The following is a 16209-nucleotide window of genomic DNA, read 5'->3' on the forward strand; positions in this document are numbered from 1 at the left end:
GTTTATACTTCATTGTAGAGTGCCTCCTGAGCTGGGATTTGTTCTTTGGTCGGAACGTTCCCCAGTATACAGAAGGTGCTTTTTTCATTCAAACCTCGAATTCATTCATTACAGGAATGGCTCCTTTCATGAATCGCGCATGGGGCATGCGGCCGGGTCTCGCGGCCGGCAGCCGGACCGCGGCCGGGCTACGCCATGATCCGCTCCACGTACCAGATCATGCCGAAGACGAAGACGCAGGCGATCGCGGCCGCCTGCAGCGGCCGTGCCCAGTCGAATTTCCGGATCAGCAGGAGCAGCGGAAACAGCAGCGCGATGATCAGCAGCTGGCCGAACTCGACGCCGATATTGAAGGCGCCCAGCGACAGGAGCGAGCTCGCCTTGAACGCCCCGGTCAAGCTCAGCGCGCCGGCAAAGCCGATGCCATGCACGAGCCCGAAGCCGAACACGACGAACGGACGCGCTTTGCCGCCGTTCAAGAAATACGCCTCCAGCGCGACGTACGCGATGCTGAGGGCAATAAGCGGCTCGACGATCGCGGGCGGCACCTCGACGACGCGGAAAGCGCTCAGCCCGAGCGTGACGCTGTGCGCCAGCGTGAATACGGTGGCGGTCTTCAGCACCGAGCGAAAATCCCGCGACGTCAGCACGAGCGCGGCGACGAACAGAATATGATCGAGCCCGATCATGATATGATGAAAGCCCAGCTGGATGAAGCGCCACGCCTGCCCGATCACCCACGTCTTCCCGAGCTCCATCTCCCGGTCGCTGCCGGTAAAGACGAACTGTCCCTCTTGGCCGCCCCAACGATAAGCCGCTATGTTGCGATGCAGGGAGTCGTTGTCGTCGAAGAAAATCGCGTACGTCACCTCGATGCCCCCGGCATGCGCGGCGTTCGGGTAAGTCAGCCGGAGATCCGCGTAATAACGGCCAAGCTTCGAGACGAGCGACATCTCGCCCAGCTCGCCGGCCGCCTCTTCTCCGTCGACGTAGATATGCAAATGCGTCCGCACGTAATCCGCCACTTCCTGCTTGTGCTGCCGCAGCAGCTCCAGCAGCTCGCCCTCGGACTGTTCCGCGCGGGCGTCGAGCGTGACGACGCGGCCCAACTCGAAGTAATCGAGCATCAGCTCGTAACTTAGCCGGCCCTGCTCGGCAGTAATCGTGGAAAATCCTTCGCTGTTATCCGTGTGCGCCCATGCCCGAGCCGCCGGCAGCCAGCCCGTGCACAACAGCACGAGCGCAATCCATAAAAACGACCATTTTCTCAGCAATTTCGACGGCCTCCGCCCATTTTTGACTTTATCCGGGATCGGTTCTTATCTTGTTGCCGGTTTGTTTACGCAAGATAAAATAACAGTTAATAACAGGTAAATCTACTAAAATAATCCTGTAGAACCAGGAGAAATAACATGAACCGTGCAATTATGACGGCAATCAGGACCGATCACTATCTTCTTTTTTCTGGTTTCTTCGACAAATCCGATAGAATTCCCTGATTTCATGCGTCCCTATCCGCGCTGACTCCGACCAACGTCACAGCCGGGCGAGCTCTCCCGGGGCGCCGCCGCGGGACGGCCGGGCAAGGCCGCGCGCGCATCCGCTTCGCCGGTCCCCCTAGGTCCATGTCCCGGGTTGAATGCCGATGCGGACGCTGTAGCAGGCTGGCTCCGGACTGCCTTTCGCCCGCAAGGAACAAAAAAAAGGCCAACCAGAACAGCCTGGTTGACCTTGCTTCTACGAAATGCGGCCGGCAGACAAGCTGCCGCAGCCGATGTTCTAACGCAGCCCTAACCGGAATCGGCGCCCGCGCCGTCAGTTCGCCGCGTTGACGGTCCGCGTCCGCGGCGCCACGAGCTCGCCGCCGAGCTCCGCCGAGCGCTGCTCCGCTTCGATGATGGCCATCGTGGCCAGCGTCGACTCCGGCGGACAGACGGCGACCGGCTGCCCGGACGCCGCGGCGTCCAGGAAGCAGCGGATCTCGCGGTAGTAGCCCGTGTCCTCCGGCAGCTCCGCTTGGAAGGCGGGCTCGCCGACGGGATGCACGCTCACTTCGCCGTCCGCGAACACGATGCTCGCGCCTTCCAGGTTCACCCGGTAGGTCATCGCGAACTTGATGTCGCCTTCCAGCGTCCAGTCCGCCTGCGCGTTCAGCACCATGCCCTCCGGATAATAGTAGTTCGTCGAGACGATGTCGTAGCCGCCCTTCGGCGCGACGACCCGGCCCGACGTCGACACCTTCGCAGGCAGGCCGAACAGCCAGTTGACGATGTCCGTGTCGTGGACGTGCATGTCGAGCAGGCAGCCGCCGCTGTGCTCGCCGTTCAAATACCACGGCAGCGGGTAGCCTGACCCGCGGAAGAAAGAGCCTGCCCTTACTTTGCCGTAACGTCCGTCCGTGACGCAGGCTTTCAAAAATTCATAGGCCGGCCAGAAGCGCAGGCATTGCCCGATCATGAGCGTCCTGCCGGACGCGGCCGCCGCCTCCGCCATCCGGAGCGCCTGCTCCGACGTGCGGGCCATCGGCTTTTCGCACAGCACGTGATAGCCCTGCTCCAGCAGCGAGCAGGCCAGCTCCGCGTGGAACGGCGTCGGCACCGTGATGTCGACAGCGTCCAGCGTCTCGCCGCGCAGCATCGCATCGACCGAATCGTACAGCGCGTACGCGGCCAGCCGGTCGTTCTTCAGCTCCGCGATCTTCAGGTCGCAGATCGCCGCCAGCTCGACGGGATAGCCCTTCCGCGCCAGCCGCTCGTACACGTCCAGGTGGACGCCGCCCATCGCGCCGATGCCGATCAGACCGACCTTCAGCGTCCGGTTGTCGTTCGCGTTCGTCATATTAGCCTCGTCTCCCTTCCAATATGCGGTCCATCGCCAGCGACGTGTTGTAGACCATCTGATACGGATCATGCTTGTACGTCCCCATCTCGGCGATGAGGTAGCCGTCGTAGCCGACGGCTACGAGCGCGTTCATGACCGCCGGGAAATCGACGTCCCCCGCCAGCAGGTCGACGAAGCCGTGAAGTCCGCCGGCCTGCAGCCGGTAGTCCTTGACGTGCACCTTCTTGATGCGCTTGCCGAGGATGCGGACCCACTGCTCCGGGTAGCCCGTCGCGAGCACGTTCCCCACGTCGAAGTACGCCCCGACGTACGGCGAATCGACGGCGTCGATGAAGCCCCGCAGCTCGAGCGGCGAGAGCAGGAACTTGTTCCACACGTTCTCGAGACCGATGTTAACGCCGGCAGCGCGCGCGTCGTCCGCCAGCCGCGTGATCGCCTCCAGCGCGCGGTCGTACGCGTATTCGTAGTCGACGACCTCGAAGTCCGGGATGAAGGCCACGCCGACGGCGCCCGGCACGACCAGTATCGTGTCCACGCCAAGCGCGGCGGCCAGCTCCAGCTGCTTGCGGCAAATGTCCATCGCACGGACGCGGACGGCTTCCGAATCGCTCGTCATGCTGCTGCTCCAATAGAGTCCCGTGGCCAATCCGCAGATCTCCACGCCGGCCGCTTCCGCCTGCGCCGCGATGGCGCGCGCGTCCTTCTCCGTCGTCTGCAGACCGAGCTCGCCCGACTCATCCAGCGTCAGCTCGATGCCGTCGTAGCCCGCCCGCTCGGCGATATCGAGGCAGGCCGCGATCGGCGTCCCGGCCGGGAACGACCATTTGTTGATCCCTTTTTTCATCCTGGCTCCTCCTTCGGATTCGCTGCCGCTTTGCATCATTCCGTTATGCGTATATTCATTATAGCGCTCGGAACGTATAATGAATTTGGACGATAGAGACATTAGTTGGACGATTCCGGCGCAATTCTTTCCATATTGTTTCACGAAAGGAGGCAGGCCCGCGATGAAGGTGGAACCGCGCTACCCGCTCCGCCGGACCGCCGCGTTCCGCGAGTGGAGCCCGAGCATCCATTACGCGAAATACCAGGTGCTGCAGCCGGCCGAGCTGGCGTGGCGGCGCCTGTACGATTACGAGCTGCTGTACGTGTACGAGGGCGAGGCCGCGACCGAGATGAACGGCCGCCGCCATGCCATCCGGGCGGGCCAGCTGGCGTTCCTGCCGGCGGGCGTCCCGCACCGGAACGCCGTCGTCGTCCCGAACACGCGATTTCTCGGCATCCACTTCGATTACTTCGACGAGCTGGCAGTCCATTCCGACGCGGACTTGGTGGTGAACGAGGAGACGGCGGACGCGGCGAAATTTTGCCGGGAGGCGCACACGGAGCCGTTCGCGCCGCTGTCGGCATTCGCGGTCCTGACGCCGCCGCCGGCCTGCGTCGCGCTCATGGAGGCGATCGTGGAAGAATTCTCGTCTCGGCCGCTCGGCTACGAGCTGGCCTGCAAGTCGCTCATGCTCGGCGTCCTGTCGCAGCTGCTGCGGCTGCAGTACGCCGAGCCCCGGCCCGGCGCGACGGTCCACGCCGCCCGCATTCAGGAGCTGATGGCCGAGATCGAACGCCGGCCTGCCGAGCGGTGGAGCAACCCGGTGCTCGCGGAGCGGCTCGCGATGAACGAGGACCATATGGCCAAGCTGTTCAAGGGCGTCGCCGGCCTCGCGCCGAGCGAGTTCGTGCGCGCCGCCCGCCACCGCGAAGCGCGCCGGCTGCTGCGGGAAACCGCCCTGACGGCCGAGCGGATCGGGGAGCTCGTCGGCTACACGGACCTGCATTATTTCAGCCGCGTCTTCCGCAAGCTCGAAGGCGTGTCGCCGCGGGCGTACCGGAAGCTGTCGCGGGTACTGTAAGGACTCGGCGCATGACGAAGAGACCCTCCTCGGCGAGAAAGGTCTCGTTTGCTCGACACGTGCAGGGCCTTGCGATACGACAACCCCGCCCCCGGCGAGGCGGAATTGCGTTCCACCGCGAGTGACAGCGGCGTCTTCTAGCAGCGGCTGATTCGGATGACGCTCTCGCCGCTTTCGACCGGGGCCCGCAGCGTCAGGCGAATCCGGTACAGCTGCTCGCCCCACGCCTCCCGCATGACGGCGTCCTCCAGCGGCAGGCGCTCTGCCTCGCCGGCATACCGCTGCCCGTCATACGCGATCCGAATCCGGTTCCCGCGTTCGTCTTCCAGCACGAAGCCGCCGCCCCCCTCGCTCCGGGGAAGGCGCGGCGTCATCAGATGAAGCGCAATCGCATCCGACGGCTCCCGGAGACGATACGCGTCCCGGATCTCCACGTGCGGCGACCCGCCGCGGACGAGCGTGAACGTCCGGGTCCAGCCGGCGATCCCCGCCGCATCCAGATAAGCTCCCGCAAGCTCCATCGAGAGCGAAGCCGCCTCGTCGTCCTGCCCGTAACGGACGTCGCCGGCCCGGTACTCCCTGCCGTTCATTTGCTGGATCCCGTTCACCAGCGGCACGTTATGGTAGGCGGACTGCATCGCCCATATCGAATACCGCTCGGCGAAGAACGACTTGGACGTATACGTCAAGACGCCGGGATCCACGAGCATCGGCGAGCCGCCGCAATAGACGCTGAAGTGCCCGATGTCGTTGTGATTATGGCTTTCGTCGTTGTGACCGCCCTTGGCGGCGAGATAGAGCCCCTCGGAGGAGCCTTCCCGTTCCCGCGCCGCCATCCACTGAATGCCGTCCAGCCAGGCGTCCCGGACGTACGGCGAGGCGCCCGCATACCGCTCGACCTCCGCATAATGCAGAATCGCCGGCAGCAGGCGGAACAGGTTCGCGAACTCCGGCCGGGTCGCCTCTTCCCCCCGCGCCCGCTGCGCCCTCGCCCCCAGTTCGGCGAGCCGGTCGTTGCCGGTCCGCCGGCCGTACCGGTAGACCAGCTCCGCGGGAATCGCCACCCGGGGCGGACTGTCCGCGGCGTTGACGTAATATGCCTCGTCGATGAATACGTCGTACAGGAAAGCGCCCATGCGCCGGACCAGCGGCTCCTCGCAGCCGTCGATCGCCCCCTCCGAGGCGCCGTGCAGCAATTCCAGGCAATCGAACAAGGCCCCGGCGGCGTACAGCCAATATTTCGGCCCTTCCTCGCAGCCGCCGTCCGGATGCAGCCGTTCGAGGTAGCGGTCCAAGCTCCGCAGCGCCTTGGTGACCGCCGCTTCCCGCCGCGCGGGGTCCGCTTCCAGCAGCAGGAAGGCCGCCAGGCAGTTGGAATGGCACCACGGATTCCAATTGTTCAGCATCCGCTCCCCGTGAAAGCCCATCCACCAAAAATCGCGTTCCAAATACGGCTCCAGAATCCGCTTCCCGACCTCCAGCTCGATGCGCTCGCCGATCATCGGGCTCGTTTCGTCCAAGACCGGCTTCAGCAGGTACAGCGCCCAAGCGAGCAGGGCCGCCGTCTCGGCCGCGAAGAGCTCGATCACGGGATCCGATACGTCCGGCAGCAGCTCCTGCCGCTTCATCATATAGCCGTGCGCGGGAATCCCCCAGAACGTCTCTTCGCAGATGTACCAGATGCCGTTGACGATCTCGTCCGTGAAGCGCCCCCGGTGCTCGATGCACTCCGCGAGGACGAGCTCGGCCAGCGCATGCCTGCGCTCCCAGGAAGCCCGGTCGTAGCGCTCGCGGTCCCCCGTCCGGCCATAGGCCATGTACGCCGCCGCCGGCAGCGGCACCCAGCCCTCATCGAGCCTGCGCTCGCCCCTGCCGAGCCAATAGGACTTCAGCTTATCCGGCAGCGCCTCCCACGCCGCGCGGTCCCCGATCGCCGGAAACGGCTTGTACCGCTCCTTCGGCAGCAGCAGGTTTCCCAGCTCTTCATTCGCATAACGCTCCGCCAGCATGCATGTCCCTCCCCTATTCTCCACCGCCGAAATGATACGCCATCAGCACTTCGTCGGCGTACGTGCCGTCGCCCAGCTTCAGCGCGTTCCGCTCCAGCCCGTACGCGGCGAAGCCGAGCGACTCGTACAGCCGCTTCGCGGACGCGTTCGTCTCGACCACCGCCAGCTGCGCCTGCTCCAGTCCGGGCAGTTCGCCGGCGCGCCGCAGCAGCTCCGCCATCAGCATGCGGCCGACGCCGCGGCCCTGAACCGCCGGGTCGACGTACATGCCCCAGATCATGCCTTTATGGCGGACCTTCCGCGAGCTCTCCCGGCGAAACCCGACCACCCCCGCGAGCTCACCCGCTTCCGTGAACGCGCCCAGGATGAATTGGCCCGGATCCGTCGAGAACCGCGCCTTCACGTCCGCGAACGGCGTATCCTTCGCTTCCTCGTAAGCCGACCCGAACGCCTGCGGATACTGCCGCAGCGCCTCCAGCCGCACCCGCCAAAAGCTCGCCGCGTCCTCGACCGTCAGTCTTCTGATGTCCATGTCCCGTCTGTCTCCCTTCCTTTCCGAACCCGGACCTTCTCGCGCAGCCTGCATGGCGGCGAATCCGGCAAGACCGCATCGGGCCTCCGCCGCGATGCGAGGGCAGGCGCGAAGCCCGGTTCGGCGATTGTTACCCTTTCGCCGGCCGCCGCCGATTCCCTCCCGGACGGTACGTCGCCCGGGCTTGCGATGTACCCGAAGCGGGCACAAAGGCGAACGACGTGCTCCCCGTTCGATCTTGTGGTAGAATCTTAAGGTAGAATCTTCAGGTAAACGAAGGGAATCCCGCGAGCCTTGGCGGCATCCGGCAGGAATTTTTCCACAACTGTCGAATACTGTCGTGATACCCAATCAATTCATAGGGGACAGAACCAGCGCGTTACTGCATAATGAGAAGAGTGCCAGACTATTTTTGACATGAAAAAGGGAGCACGTACCATGATCGTACATTACACAAAAGATATCGCCAGCGCCCTCGGCATCATAAGCTCCGGCGAGCTGCACATGACGCGCCTCGGCGGCCTGGACGAATCGAACGACGCATTGCAGCATTTGACCGACTTCAACCGCCTGCACTATACGCAGGATCTGATCGCCACCTTCAAGCAGGCGCTGAAGCTGATGAACCAGACGCCGAACCTCGATCAGAAGCAATTCTTCACGCATACGTTCATGGCGGCGCAGCTCCGCAAGGTCGCGTACCAGAACGGCGTCTCGCTCGGCGGCTCCCTCGGCCGGCTCCTGAGCCAGAACAGCTTCATGGCAACTTTCAGCGACGAGGAAGCGAGCGCTTTCGCCGGCCCGGCGCGCGGGGAGATCGCCTTCGAGTTCGACGGCAACCCGCTGACGGCGCCGCGCGGCTTCCAGCTGCTGTTCAATAAAGTGCATTACACCGACTCCGAGAAGCTGAAGAAGCTCGAGGCGGACAGCGGCGACGACATGGCGCAGTTCATGGACAGCGTCGCGCAGGAGAACGACTCCACGTTCGCGGACATCCTGGCCGCGTACATCGACAAGCTCGAGAAGCAGCAGCTGGCCTACACCAACGTCATTCACGACCTGCTGTCCGCGCTGATGGAAGAGAATCGCGAAGGCGGCTACACTGCGCTCGACCTGTACTCGCTCGACGAGACGGTGCAGACGGTCAAATTCATCCACGACTTCATCGTCGAGGACTACACGACCAAGTTCCGTACGGAGACCGGCCAGAAGCCGCCGACGAAGCTCGAGATCAAGCAGATTTTGAAGCAGAACCCGGACATGATCGAGGCGACCTGGATCGATATCCGCAGCGCCCTGATCGCGGACGACGCGTCCGAGGCGGCGCGCGAGGTTCGCGCGATCCTGCTGCCGCAGAACAAGAAGCAGTTCAACCAGCAGAAGAAATTCATCCCGGCCGCGTTCGAAGCGGACAAGCTCCGCCGGATCGTCATCTCGGCGAACGCCGAGCAGAAGGCGGAGTGGAAATCGAAGCTCGAAGACGCGCTGTTCACGAACAAAATCGCGAACGTCGAGGTCGTCGTCCTGTAGGAGGCGGCGCCGGCGAACGCGCCAAAAAAGCGGCATTCCCGTTGCGGGGATGCCGCTTTTTGTCATAAATGCCGCCGCGATCGCGCATGCTACGCGTGATTGGGCTTTTCTACGCCCAGGAGGGAATGGCAGCCGTTCGGCGCCGTTTGACGCCGTTCGGCGCCGCTCGCGCGGGCCGCTGACCGCCTCTCGTCCGGCTGAGGACAACCGCGACTTCTCCATCCGGTATCGCCTTCTTAAAAAAATTCCCCGTTCGAAATGTCGATCGCGGCATTTCTTATTCGTTGCCTAAGTGAAAGCCGCTTAAACGGGCGACCGATTCTGCCATGCAGACGCCCGTCATACGAAGAGGAGGATGAAATGATGATGAATATCGAACGGGAGAAAAACTTAGGGACGGGTAGTGCCGGCGGCCGGTTATGGACGGCAAGGATCTTGAACGGGATCGTGATTCTGTTCATGCTATTCGATGGAATCGGCAAAGTCGCCGGGCAAGCGTTCTCCGTAGAAGGTACGCTCGCGCTTGGATTTACGGAGACGCATATGGCGGCAATGGGCGTTTTGGCTTGCTATCGGCCCTGCTATGCGCCATTCCACGGACATCGTTCATCGGCGGGCTGCTGTTGACAGGGTATCTGGGCGGAGCGGTGGCGGCCCAAATTAGAGTGGATGCCCCGCTTTTGTCGAACATCCTCTTTCCGGTCTACGTCGCGGTTTTGTTTTAGGCGGCGTTCTGGCTGCGGGACGAGAGACTGCGCAGACTCCTCTCGCAATCATAACAATCTCGCGTGCATACGCCGCCGAATTCTCGACAACCGAAAAAGCAAAACCGCTGCCGCGCATCGATTCGCAATCGGAGCGCGGCAGCGGCTTGGCCGTCATAGGCGCACCGCTCGCCGGTCAATGATAATCCCGGTACTCCTGCGGCGTGCAGCCGACCAGCTTTTTGAAGAGATACGTGAAATACGCGGAAGTCTGGATGCCGACCCGGTCCGCCACCTCGTACACCTTGATCCCCGGGTCCTTCAGCAGCTCGCGCGCCCGCGCGATGCGGGTCTCCTGGACGAACTCGGAGATCGTCTTGCCCATCTCGCGCTTGAACAGGACGCTGAGGTAGCTCGCGTTCAGGCTGAACGCCTCCGCCAGCTGCTTGACCGTCCAGTTCTCCTGCAGCCGCTCCTCGATGAAGTCCGCGATCCGCCGGACGAGATTGTGCTGCTGGTTCTGGCGCTCCTTCTTCTCGACCGTCATATAGCGTTCCACGTAATCGACCAGCAGCAGGATGATCTGCCCTGTGCTGCCGCAGTCGAGCATCCGCCGCCACATGAGGATGTTCATCTCGCCGTCCGCGTCGTTCTTCCACTTCAGGTTCCGGATCAGCTCGCTCAAGAAGCTCATGCCGAACGCCTGGACGTACGAGAACGACGCCGGCTCCTGGGCCAGCAGCGCGTCGAGTATCCGGTTCATGTACGCGCCGACCTTGGCCGAATCGCCCGATTCCATCAGCTTCAGGATCGTCGGCATGAATTCCTCTCGGAGCCGGAAATCCCGGAATTCGCTGCGGTCCGCGTAATCATGCCGGACGATCTGCCCGTCCGCGACGAGCCGGGCCTTCGCCATCATGAACTTGATCTCCTTGTAATGCAGCGGCACGTCCTCCCATCGGCTGCCCGCCCGGCCGCAGCCGACGGTCGCCGTGGCGCCGTACTGCTCGAGCAGCATGCTCTGGACGAACGGCAGCCGCTTCTCGGTCCGCGCCCGTGACTCCGGCGTCTGCTCGAACAGCAGGACGGCGATCTCGTCCGGCGTGAGCTGCGCGAGGAACATCGGCTCGGTGCTGGCGCCCGACAAGCCGACCTCGACCATCTGCTTGAAGCCGCTCGCGAGCAGAATCCGGTCCTTCGCGTCCTTGCCCGACGACAGAAAATGGTCCAGCCCGAACACGACGAGCTGGAAGCCGCGCGCGACGTCCGGCAGCGCCATGAGGCCGTTCCAGGAGGCGAGCATCTCGTCCGTCTGCGGGATCTCCGCGATCAGGTCGTTCACGAACCGCTCCCGCACGAGCTTCAGGCTCTCGGACACCTTCTTCTCCAGCTCGCTCGTCTGCTCGACGAGGCTGCGCATCTTCTCGAGCGTCTCGCGGAAGCCCGCGAGCCGGCCCGACACCTCGTCCATCTTCAGCGGCTTGAGCACATACGCCTGCGCGCCGACGTGGATCGCGTCCTGCACGAACTCGAATTCGTTGTAGCCGCTGATCATCAGCACCTGCAGATGCGGGTGCAGCTTCTTCGCCTCCGCCACCAGCTCGATGCCGTTCATGCCGGGCATCGAGACGTCGGAGATGAGCACGTCGAAGGCCGACGCGCGCATCGCCTCCAGCGCCTCCTCGGCCGACTCCATCGTCGCCGGCTTGTCGTACCCGAGTCCCCGCCAGTCGACGTAGCGGACCAAGCCTTGGATATTGGACGGCTCGTCGTCCACGATAAGCACCTTGAGCATCTATGCTTCCCTCCTGATCGCCGGCTCCTCGGCGCTGGCCGGGAACGCGACGGACACGTGCGTCCACGCGCCGGCCTCGCTCTCGATCGTCATCGCCGCGCCGCTGCCGAAATACAGCGCGAGCCGTTCCTTGATGTTGGGCGTGCCGAAGCCGCCGCCCTTGCCGGCATGGGTGCCCCGCCCGATCTCCCGGAGCACGGCAGCCGGAATGCCCTGACCGTTGTCGAAGACGGACATCCGGACCGTCTCCCCGTCCCGGACGACCGCGATGCGGATGACGGCGTCCGGCCGCCGCGTGATCGCGCCGTGCAGGTAGCAGTTCTCCACGATCGGCTGCAGGACGGTCTTAATCGTGTAGCAATCGAGCGCCTCGTCGTCGATGTCCCACTCGACGCGCACCTTGTCCGGGTACCGGAACTGGCAGATGTCCAGATACGCCCGCACGTGCTCGAGCTCGTCCCGGATGCGGATGACGCCGATCCGGTTATTCAGCGTAGTACGGTAAAAGGTCGTCAGCGCGTCGATGATCCGGATCTGCTCCTCGTCATTCGCGTCCATCGCCCGCCAGCGCAGCAGGCCGAGCGAATTGTAGATGAAGTGCGGGTTAATCTGCGCCTGCAGCGCCTTGAACGCCTGCTCCTTCTCCGCGAGGCTCGACTTCGTGATGTCCTCGACCAGCTTGCCGAGCCGCTCGGACATGAAGTTGAAGCGGTTCTCGAGCTCGCCGAGCTCGTCGTTCTCGCTGTAGCGGACCGCCGCTTCGAATTCCCCGCGCGACAGGTCGCCCATGCGCGTCCCGAGCTTGCGGATCCGCCGCACGATGTTGCGGACGATCGTCGTCATCAAGGACAGCGACAGCAGCAGGAAGAACGTGATGATGCCAACGATCAGGATGAGGATCAGCCGGTTCTGGTCGTCGAGATGCTTCGTGCGCATGAGCGCCACGAGCGTCCAATGCGAGGACAGCGGCTGCGTCATGAGCATGTCCTTCGTGCCGGTCAGATCGAGCGTGCCGGCGTCCTGGGCCCCCTTGGATGCTGCCGAAGCCGCCGGTGCTTGCGCGCCTTTGCCTTGTGCCGCCTTGGGCGCTTCAGCCGCGCCGGGCGCTTCGAGCGAATCCGGCCCCGCAGCCGCGCCAAGCTCCTCGAGCGCATCGGCCCCCGCGGCCGCCCCGGATGTCCCGGCCTCCGGCCAATCGCTCATTTGCAAGCGCTTGCCGATTTCCGCGCGGCTCGTCGCCGCCAGGATGCGCCGGTTGTCGTCCACGATATAGAGGCTGCCGTCGTTGAACGGATGGTCCAGCAGCTCGCCGAAGACGGCGTCGTAATTGAGCAAAATATACACCATCCCGAGCAGCTCGCCCGAATTGTCGATGATCTTGCGCGTCAGGACGCTCTGGCTCGGCTTGCCCGGCACGCTGCTCCAGAACAGCGGATTCGGCGACCGCTGCGCGCGCTCATACCAGGCCAGCTCGTCCATGCCGGCCAGCTGCCGTCCCGCTTCGGGCCGCCACAGCAGCTGGCCGTCCTCCACCAGCGTGCCGTTCGTATGATAGATGCGGAAATCCGCGATCCCGGGCAAATATTTGCTCGTGATCAGGAACGTCCGGTCCACGTAATTGACCGTGTCCACCTTCTCGGACATGTCCGCGTACTCGCGCCCGAGCCGGGCGATGAGCTCGCCGTCGGTCGCCGTCCGGACCGCCAGCAGGTCGTAGCTCTTCTTGCTGAAGTCGACGATCTGCGCCGTCTGCCGCACCGCTTCCTCCGCCGTGTTCACGTAGCTGTGGTGAAAGCTGCGGATGACCAGATAGACGGCTCCGCTGCTCAGTACAAGCGTCGGCAGCAGCAGGATCAGCACGTAGAGCACGACGATCTTGCCGCGGAGGCTCAGGCTGCGGGTGAAGCCCAGTATCCATTTGTCGAGTCCGAGTCGCAGTCGCAAGGCTCCCTCCCCTTTCTCCACGGAGTATAGCATACGTTCAAGCAGCGGTTAACCGCAAGCCTCACCTGCCGCGCATTCCTCCGCCATCGTGCCGAAAGGGAAGCCGTCGTCACGACGGCTCCCCTTGAATGAAGCAAACGCATCTATGCGGTTATTGCCCCGCCGGTACTGCCGGTCCGGCGCCGCGGATCGCGGCGCGTCAGCCCTGGGCTGCGGCCGTCTGCTCCTGCAGCGACGTATTCCACTCCTGCTTGAGCTCGCTCCAGTGGGCGCGCTTCTCGAGCGCGGACTGGAAGTCGGACCAGGCCGCTTCGAACGCCTTGTCGTCCTTGGCCATTAGCAGCTTCGCCTTGTACTCCTTGCGGACGTTCTCGAGCTCCGGCAAATATTTCTCCCACAGGCCGCCCGGCTTCGCCTTCACCATGTCGTACGGTTCCGCGACGCGGACGCCGCCCATCTTGCCGATCGCCTGCGTGAAGTCGATCGTCTTCTGCCGGCCCTTCGGCTCGGTCAGGGCGTAGTTCCACCACGGGTACCATTCGTTGCTGTAGGACGAGATGGCGTACAGAGCCGGGTTCGTGCTCGCGATCTTCGCCGCGTCGCCCGAATCGTGCAGCTTCTGGTAGTTCTCGTCGATGAATTTCCACAGACCGAGCGGCTTATCCACCCAATCCCAGAACACGCCGGCCGGCCCTTCGTTCGCGACCTGCTGCTGCTCCGGCTTCGGCGTCAGCATGTAGTCGACGAACTTCAGAATCGCACCCAGGTTCTTCGTGTTCTTGCTGATGTACAGGTCGTTGCCCGGATACGGGTTGACGATCTGGTTCGAGCCGATCTTGCTGACGCCCGGTACTTGCGGATACGGGATCGTGTCGATGTACCAAGCCGGCTCCGTCGGTCCGTCCAGGATCTCCCAGATATGCGCGTCCATGTTGAAGAATCCGCCGACGTTCATCGCGATCCGGCCGGACTTCGTCTTCTCCTTGTAGCGCTCCGACTTGTCCGTGATCGCCTCGGCATCGATGAGGCCTTCGCGGTACATCTTGTTCATCCATTGATAGGCGGTCTTGTACTGCGGATTGTCATAGATGAATTCGTAGCTGCCGTCGTCCTTCTTCTGCACCGGGATGACGCCGCCAGCGGTCGCGGTCGACACGCCGAACGTGCTCAGAATGATGTTCTCGTCGTTCGCGTCCGAGAGGAAGCTGAGCGGGATGAGCGCCTTGCCCGACGCGTCCTTCTGCTTGGCCGCAGCGCGCAGGAAGTTCTCGATGCCGTCGATCGTCTTCAGGTCGTCCATCGTCATGCCGGTCTTGTCGAGCACGTCCTTGCGCACGAACCAGCCCCCCGACGCCCAGCCAGGCCATGGATCGGACGGATTCTGGTCGAACCAGGTCGGGATCGACCAGATGTGGCCGTCCTTGTCCTTCATCGCGTCCAGGTACAGCTTCGGAATGGACGCAAGGCCCGGGTACTTATCCGGCATGTCGAAGTACTGCTCGACCGGCATGATGCTGCCCGAACGGACCATCGAGGAGTTGACGATGTCGCTGCGGCCGAACAGCGCCGCGTCGTCGAAGCCGCCGGTGTTCAGCTTCAGGTTGAGCGCCGTCATGGCGTCGCCCTGCGTCGACTCCAGCTGGACGTCGATGCCCGGCTCGTGCTCCCGCCAATACTTCTGGACCATGCTGTCGTTGTTGATCGTCGCGGTCCAGCCAAGCCATAATTTGAACACCTTGGAATCGCCCGCGTCCGGAGCCGCGCCCGCCGTCTGGTTCGCGCTTGCGCCGCCGTTCTGGCCGGCCGGCGCTTCGTCCGCCGCGTTGCCGCCGGAATTGCCGCCGCTCGAGCACGCCGTCAGGCCGAGCACAAGCGCCGTCAGAGCGGCCGCCATACTCTTTCTTCCCATAAGCCTTGTCATGCGCTGCTTTCCCCTTTCTGTCTCTCCATTATATATGGTGTTTCCGTACACCCGCTTGAAAATGGAACCCATGACCGGGCCGCGCGGGCAGCCCCTTCGGGCGGCCCCTGCGGGCCGTTCCCCGGCCGCTTACCCTTTGACGGAGCCGATCAGCACGCCCTTGACGAAATACCGCTGCAGGAACGGATAGACGCACAGGATCGGAATCGCGCTCACCATGACCGTCGCCATCTTGACGGACATGAGCGTTACGTTGGTGAGACTCGACCCCCGGGCGATCGCCTCTACATTGTTGTTGGAGCCGAGCACGGCCGACATATCCTGCGCGGACAGCAGCTGCTGCAGGAACGTCTGCACCGGAATCAGGTTCTGGTTCGAGACGAAGAACGCGCCGGCGAACCAATCGTTCCAATGCATGACGCCCGTGAACAGGCCGAGCGCCGCGAGCATCGGCTTCGAGAGCGGCAGCACGATCGACCAGAGCACCCGGAACGGATGCGCGCCGTCCATCTCGGCCGATTCGATCAGCGCCTCCGGAATCCCCTGGATGAACTTCAGCATGACGAACATGTTCCAGGCCGAGAACGCGCTCGGCACGATGTACACCCAGAACGAATTCAGCAGCGAGAGGTCGTGCAGCTGAATGTAGAACGGAATGAGGCCGCCGCTGAACAGCATCGTCACGAGCACGTAGCCGAGCAGCGTGCCCCGCAGCGGCAGGTTCCGGTACGACAGGCCGAACGCCGCGAGCAGCGTGACGAGCAGGCCGGCGACCGTGCCGGCGAGCGTCCGGGCGATCGTGATCCAGTAGGCGTGCCGGATAATCTGGTTGCCGAGCACGATCCGGAAGTTGTCGAGCGTGAATTGGCGAGGCCACAGGTAGACGCCGCCCTTGGCCGCGTCGCTCCCCACGTTCAGGGAGATGGCCAGCATATACAGGAACGGATAGATGACCGAGAAGCACAGGAGTGACAGGAGCACCGTGATGACGAGCTGCCCCGCCTTATCGCTTGCCGAACGTTTCAT

The 16209-nt window shown here is 63.5% G+C and carries 13 protein-coding genes; 4 read left to right on the top strand and 9 right to left on the bottom strand.

Going from position 1 to position 16209, the window contains the following annotated elements; genetic code table 11:
* Positions 1 to 188: 188 nt before the first annotated feature.
* The 3 genes from ACFPB1_RS20175 to ACFPB1_RS20185 form a co-directional block, all read right to left on the bottom strand.
* On the bottom strand, positions 189 to 1274 hold the full coding sequence (locus tag ACFPB1_RS20175) for a HupE/UreJ family protein (RefSeq protein WP_379227892.1): 1086 nt from the start codon (positions 1272 to 1274) through the stop codon (positions 189 to 191).
* A 541-nt stretch (positions 1275 to 1815) separates the two neighbouring features.
* Positions 1816 to 2838, bottom strand: coding sequence for a Gfo/Idh/MocA family protein (locus tag ACFPB1_RS20180; RefSeq protein ID WP_379227893.1), 1023 nt, complete (start codon positions 2836 to 2838; stop codon positions 1816 to 1818).
* 1 nt (position 2839) lies between these two features.
* Positions 2840 to 3685 (bottom strand): sugar phosphate isomerase/epimerase family protein, encoded by an 846-nt coding sequence (locus ACFPB1_RS20185; RefSeq protein WP_379227894.1) that lies wholly within the window; start codon positions 3683 to 3685, stop codon positions 2840 to 2842.
* Between the two features lie 163 nt (positions 3686 to 3848).
* On the opposite strand from ACFPB1_RS20185, the gene ACFPB1_RS20190 reads away from it, so the two are divergent.
* Positions 3849 to 4748, top strand: a complete 900-nt coding sequence (locus ACFPB1_RS20190; RefSeq protein ID WP_379227895.1) for a helix-turn-helix domain-containing protein — start codon at positions 3849 to 3851, stop codon at positions 4746 to 4748.
* A 137-nt stretch (positions 4749 to 4885) separates the two neighbouring features.
* Here the strand turns inward: ACFPB1_RS20190 and ACFPB1_RS20195 are convergent, their stop codons facing one another.
* Positions 4886 to 6757 (bottom strand): heparinase II/III domain-containing protein, encoded by a 1872-nt coding sequence (locus ACFPB1_RS20195; RefSeq protein ID WP_379227896.1) that lies wholly within the window; start codon positions 6755 to 6757, stop codon positions 4886 to 4888.
* Positions 6758 to 6770: 13 nt separating this feature from the next.
* Entirely contained in the window at positions 6771 to 7289 is a 519-nt protein-coding gene (locus tag ACFPB1_RS20200) for a GNAT family N-acetyltransferase (protein ID WP_379227897.1), read from the bottom strand.
* Between the two features lie 438 nt (positions 7290 to 7727).
* Between ACFPB1_RS20200 and ACFPB1_RS20205 the strand changes: the two genes are divergently transcribed.
* The 3 genes from ACFPB1_RS20205 to ACFPB1_RS20215 all read left to right on the top strand — a co-directional run bounded on the left by ACFPB1_RS20205 (position 7728) and on the right by ACFPB1_RS20215 (position 9544).
* Positions 7728 to 8819, top strand: coding sequence for a hypothetical protein (locus ACFPB1_RS20205; protein ID WP_379227898.1), 1092 nt, complete (start codon positions 7728 to 7730; stop codon positions 8817 to 8819).
* Between the two features lie 363 nt (positions 8820 to 9182).
* Positions 9183 to 9446 (top strand): hypothetical protein, encoded by a 264-nt coding sequence (locus ACFPB1_RS20210; RefSeq protein WP_379227899.1) that lies wholly within the window; start codon positions 9183 to 9185, stop codon positions 9444 to 9446.
* The gene (locus ACFPB1_RS20215; RefSeq protein WP_379227900.1) at positions 9443 to 9544 is read left to right on the top strand and encodes a hypothetical protein; all 102 of its coding nucleotides are present in this window, start codon (positions 9443 to 9445) and stop codon (positions 9542 to 9544) included. The genes ACFPB1_RS20210 and ACFPB1_RS20215 overlap by 4 nt, the downstream gene beginning before the upstream one ends.
* Before the next feature lie 175 nt (positions 9545 to 9719).
* On the opposite strand, the gene ACFPB1_RS20220 is transcribed toward ACFPB1_RS20215, so the two are convergent.
* The 4 genes from ACFPB1_RS20220 to ACFPB1_RS20235 form a co-directional block, all read right to left on the bottom strand.
* Positions 9720 to 11318 (bottom strand): response regulator transcription factor, encoded by a 1599-nt coding sequence (locus ACFPB1_RS20220; protein ID WP_379227901.1) that lies wholly within the window; start codon positions 11316 to 11318, stop codon positions 9720 to 9722.
* On the bottom strand, positions 11319 to 13262 hold the full coding sequence (locus tag ACFPB1_RS20225; protein WP_379227903.1) for a cache domain-containing sensor histidine kinase: 1944 nt from the start codon (positions 13260 to 13262) through the stop codon (positions 11319 to 11321). It abuts the gene before it with no gap.
* 199 nt (positions 13263 to 13461) lie between these two features.
* Positions 13462 to 15156 (bottom strand): hypothetical protein, encoded by a 1695-nt coding sequence (locus tag ACFPB1_RS20230; RefSeq protein ID WP_379227904.1) that lies wholly within the window; start codon positions 15154 to 15156, stop codon positions 13462 to 13464.
* A gap of 156 nt (positions 15157 to 15312) precedes the next feature.
* Positions 15313 to 16209 carry a carbohydrate ABC transporter permease gene (locus ACFPB1_RS20235; RefSeq protein ID WP_379227905.1) on the bottom strand — a complete coding sequence of 299 codons (897 nt, stop codon included), beginning with the start codon at positions 16207 to 16209 and terminating at the stop codon, positions 15313 to 15315.

Source organism: Paenibacillus sp. GCM10023250, assembly GCF_042653205.1.
Lineage (GTDB): Bacteria > Bacillota > Bacilli > Paenibacillales > Paenibacillaceae > Paenibacillus_Z.

Excerpts from the sequence above, each read along its gene's own strand:
- ACFPB1_RS20180 (WP_379227893.1), bottom strand. The coding sequence starts at position 2,838 with ATGACGAACGCGAACGACAACCGGACGCTGAAGGTCGGTCTGATCGGC.
- ACFPB1_RS20185 (WP_379227894.1), bottom strand. The coding sequence starts at position 3,685 with ATGAAAAAAGGGATCAACAAATGGTCGTTCCCGGCCGGGACGCCGATC.
- ACFPB1_RS20190 (WP_379227895.1), top strand. The coding sequence starts at position 3,849 with ATGAAGGTGGAACCGCGCTACCCGCTCCGCCGGACCGCCGCGTTCCGC.
- ACFPB1_RS20195 (WP_379227896.1), bottom strand. The coding sequence starts at position 6,757 with ATGCTGGCGGAGCGTTATGCGAATGAAGAGCTGGGAAACCTGCTGCTG.
- ACFPB1_RS20200 (WP_379227897.1), bottom strand. The coding sequence starts at position 7,289 with ATGGACATCAGAAGACTGACGGTCGAGGACGCGGCGAGCTTTTGGCGG.
- ACFPB1_RS20205 (WP_379227898.1), top strand. The coding sequence starts at position 7,728 with ATGATCGTACATTACACAAAAGATATCGCCAGCGCCCTCGGCATCATA.
- ACFPB1_RS20210 (WP_379227899.1), top strand. The coding sequence starts at position 9,183 with ATGATGAATATCGAACGGGAGAAAAACTTAGGGACGGGTAGTGCCGGC.
- ACFPB1_RS20220 (WP_379227901.1), bottom strand. The coding sequence starts at position 11,318 with ATGCTCAAGGTGCTTATCGTGGACGACGAGCCGTCCAATATCCAAGGC.
- ACFPB1_RS20230 (WP_379227904.1), bottom strand. The coding sequence starts at position 15,156 with ATGGCGGCCGCTCTGACGGCGCTTGTGCTCGGCCTGACGGCGTGCTCG.
- ACFPB1_RS20235 (WP_379227905.1), bottom strand. The coding sequence starts at position 16,209 with ATGAAACGTTCGGCAAGCGATAAGGCGGGGCAGCTCGTCATCACGGTG.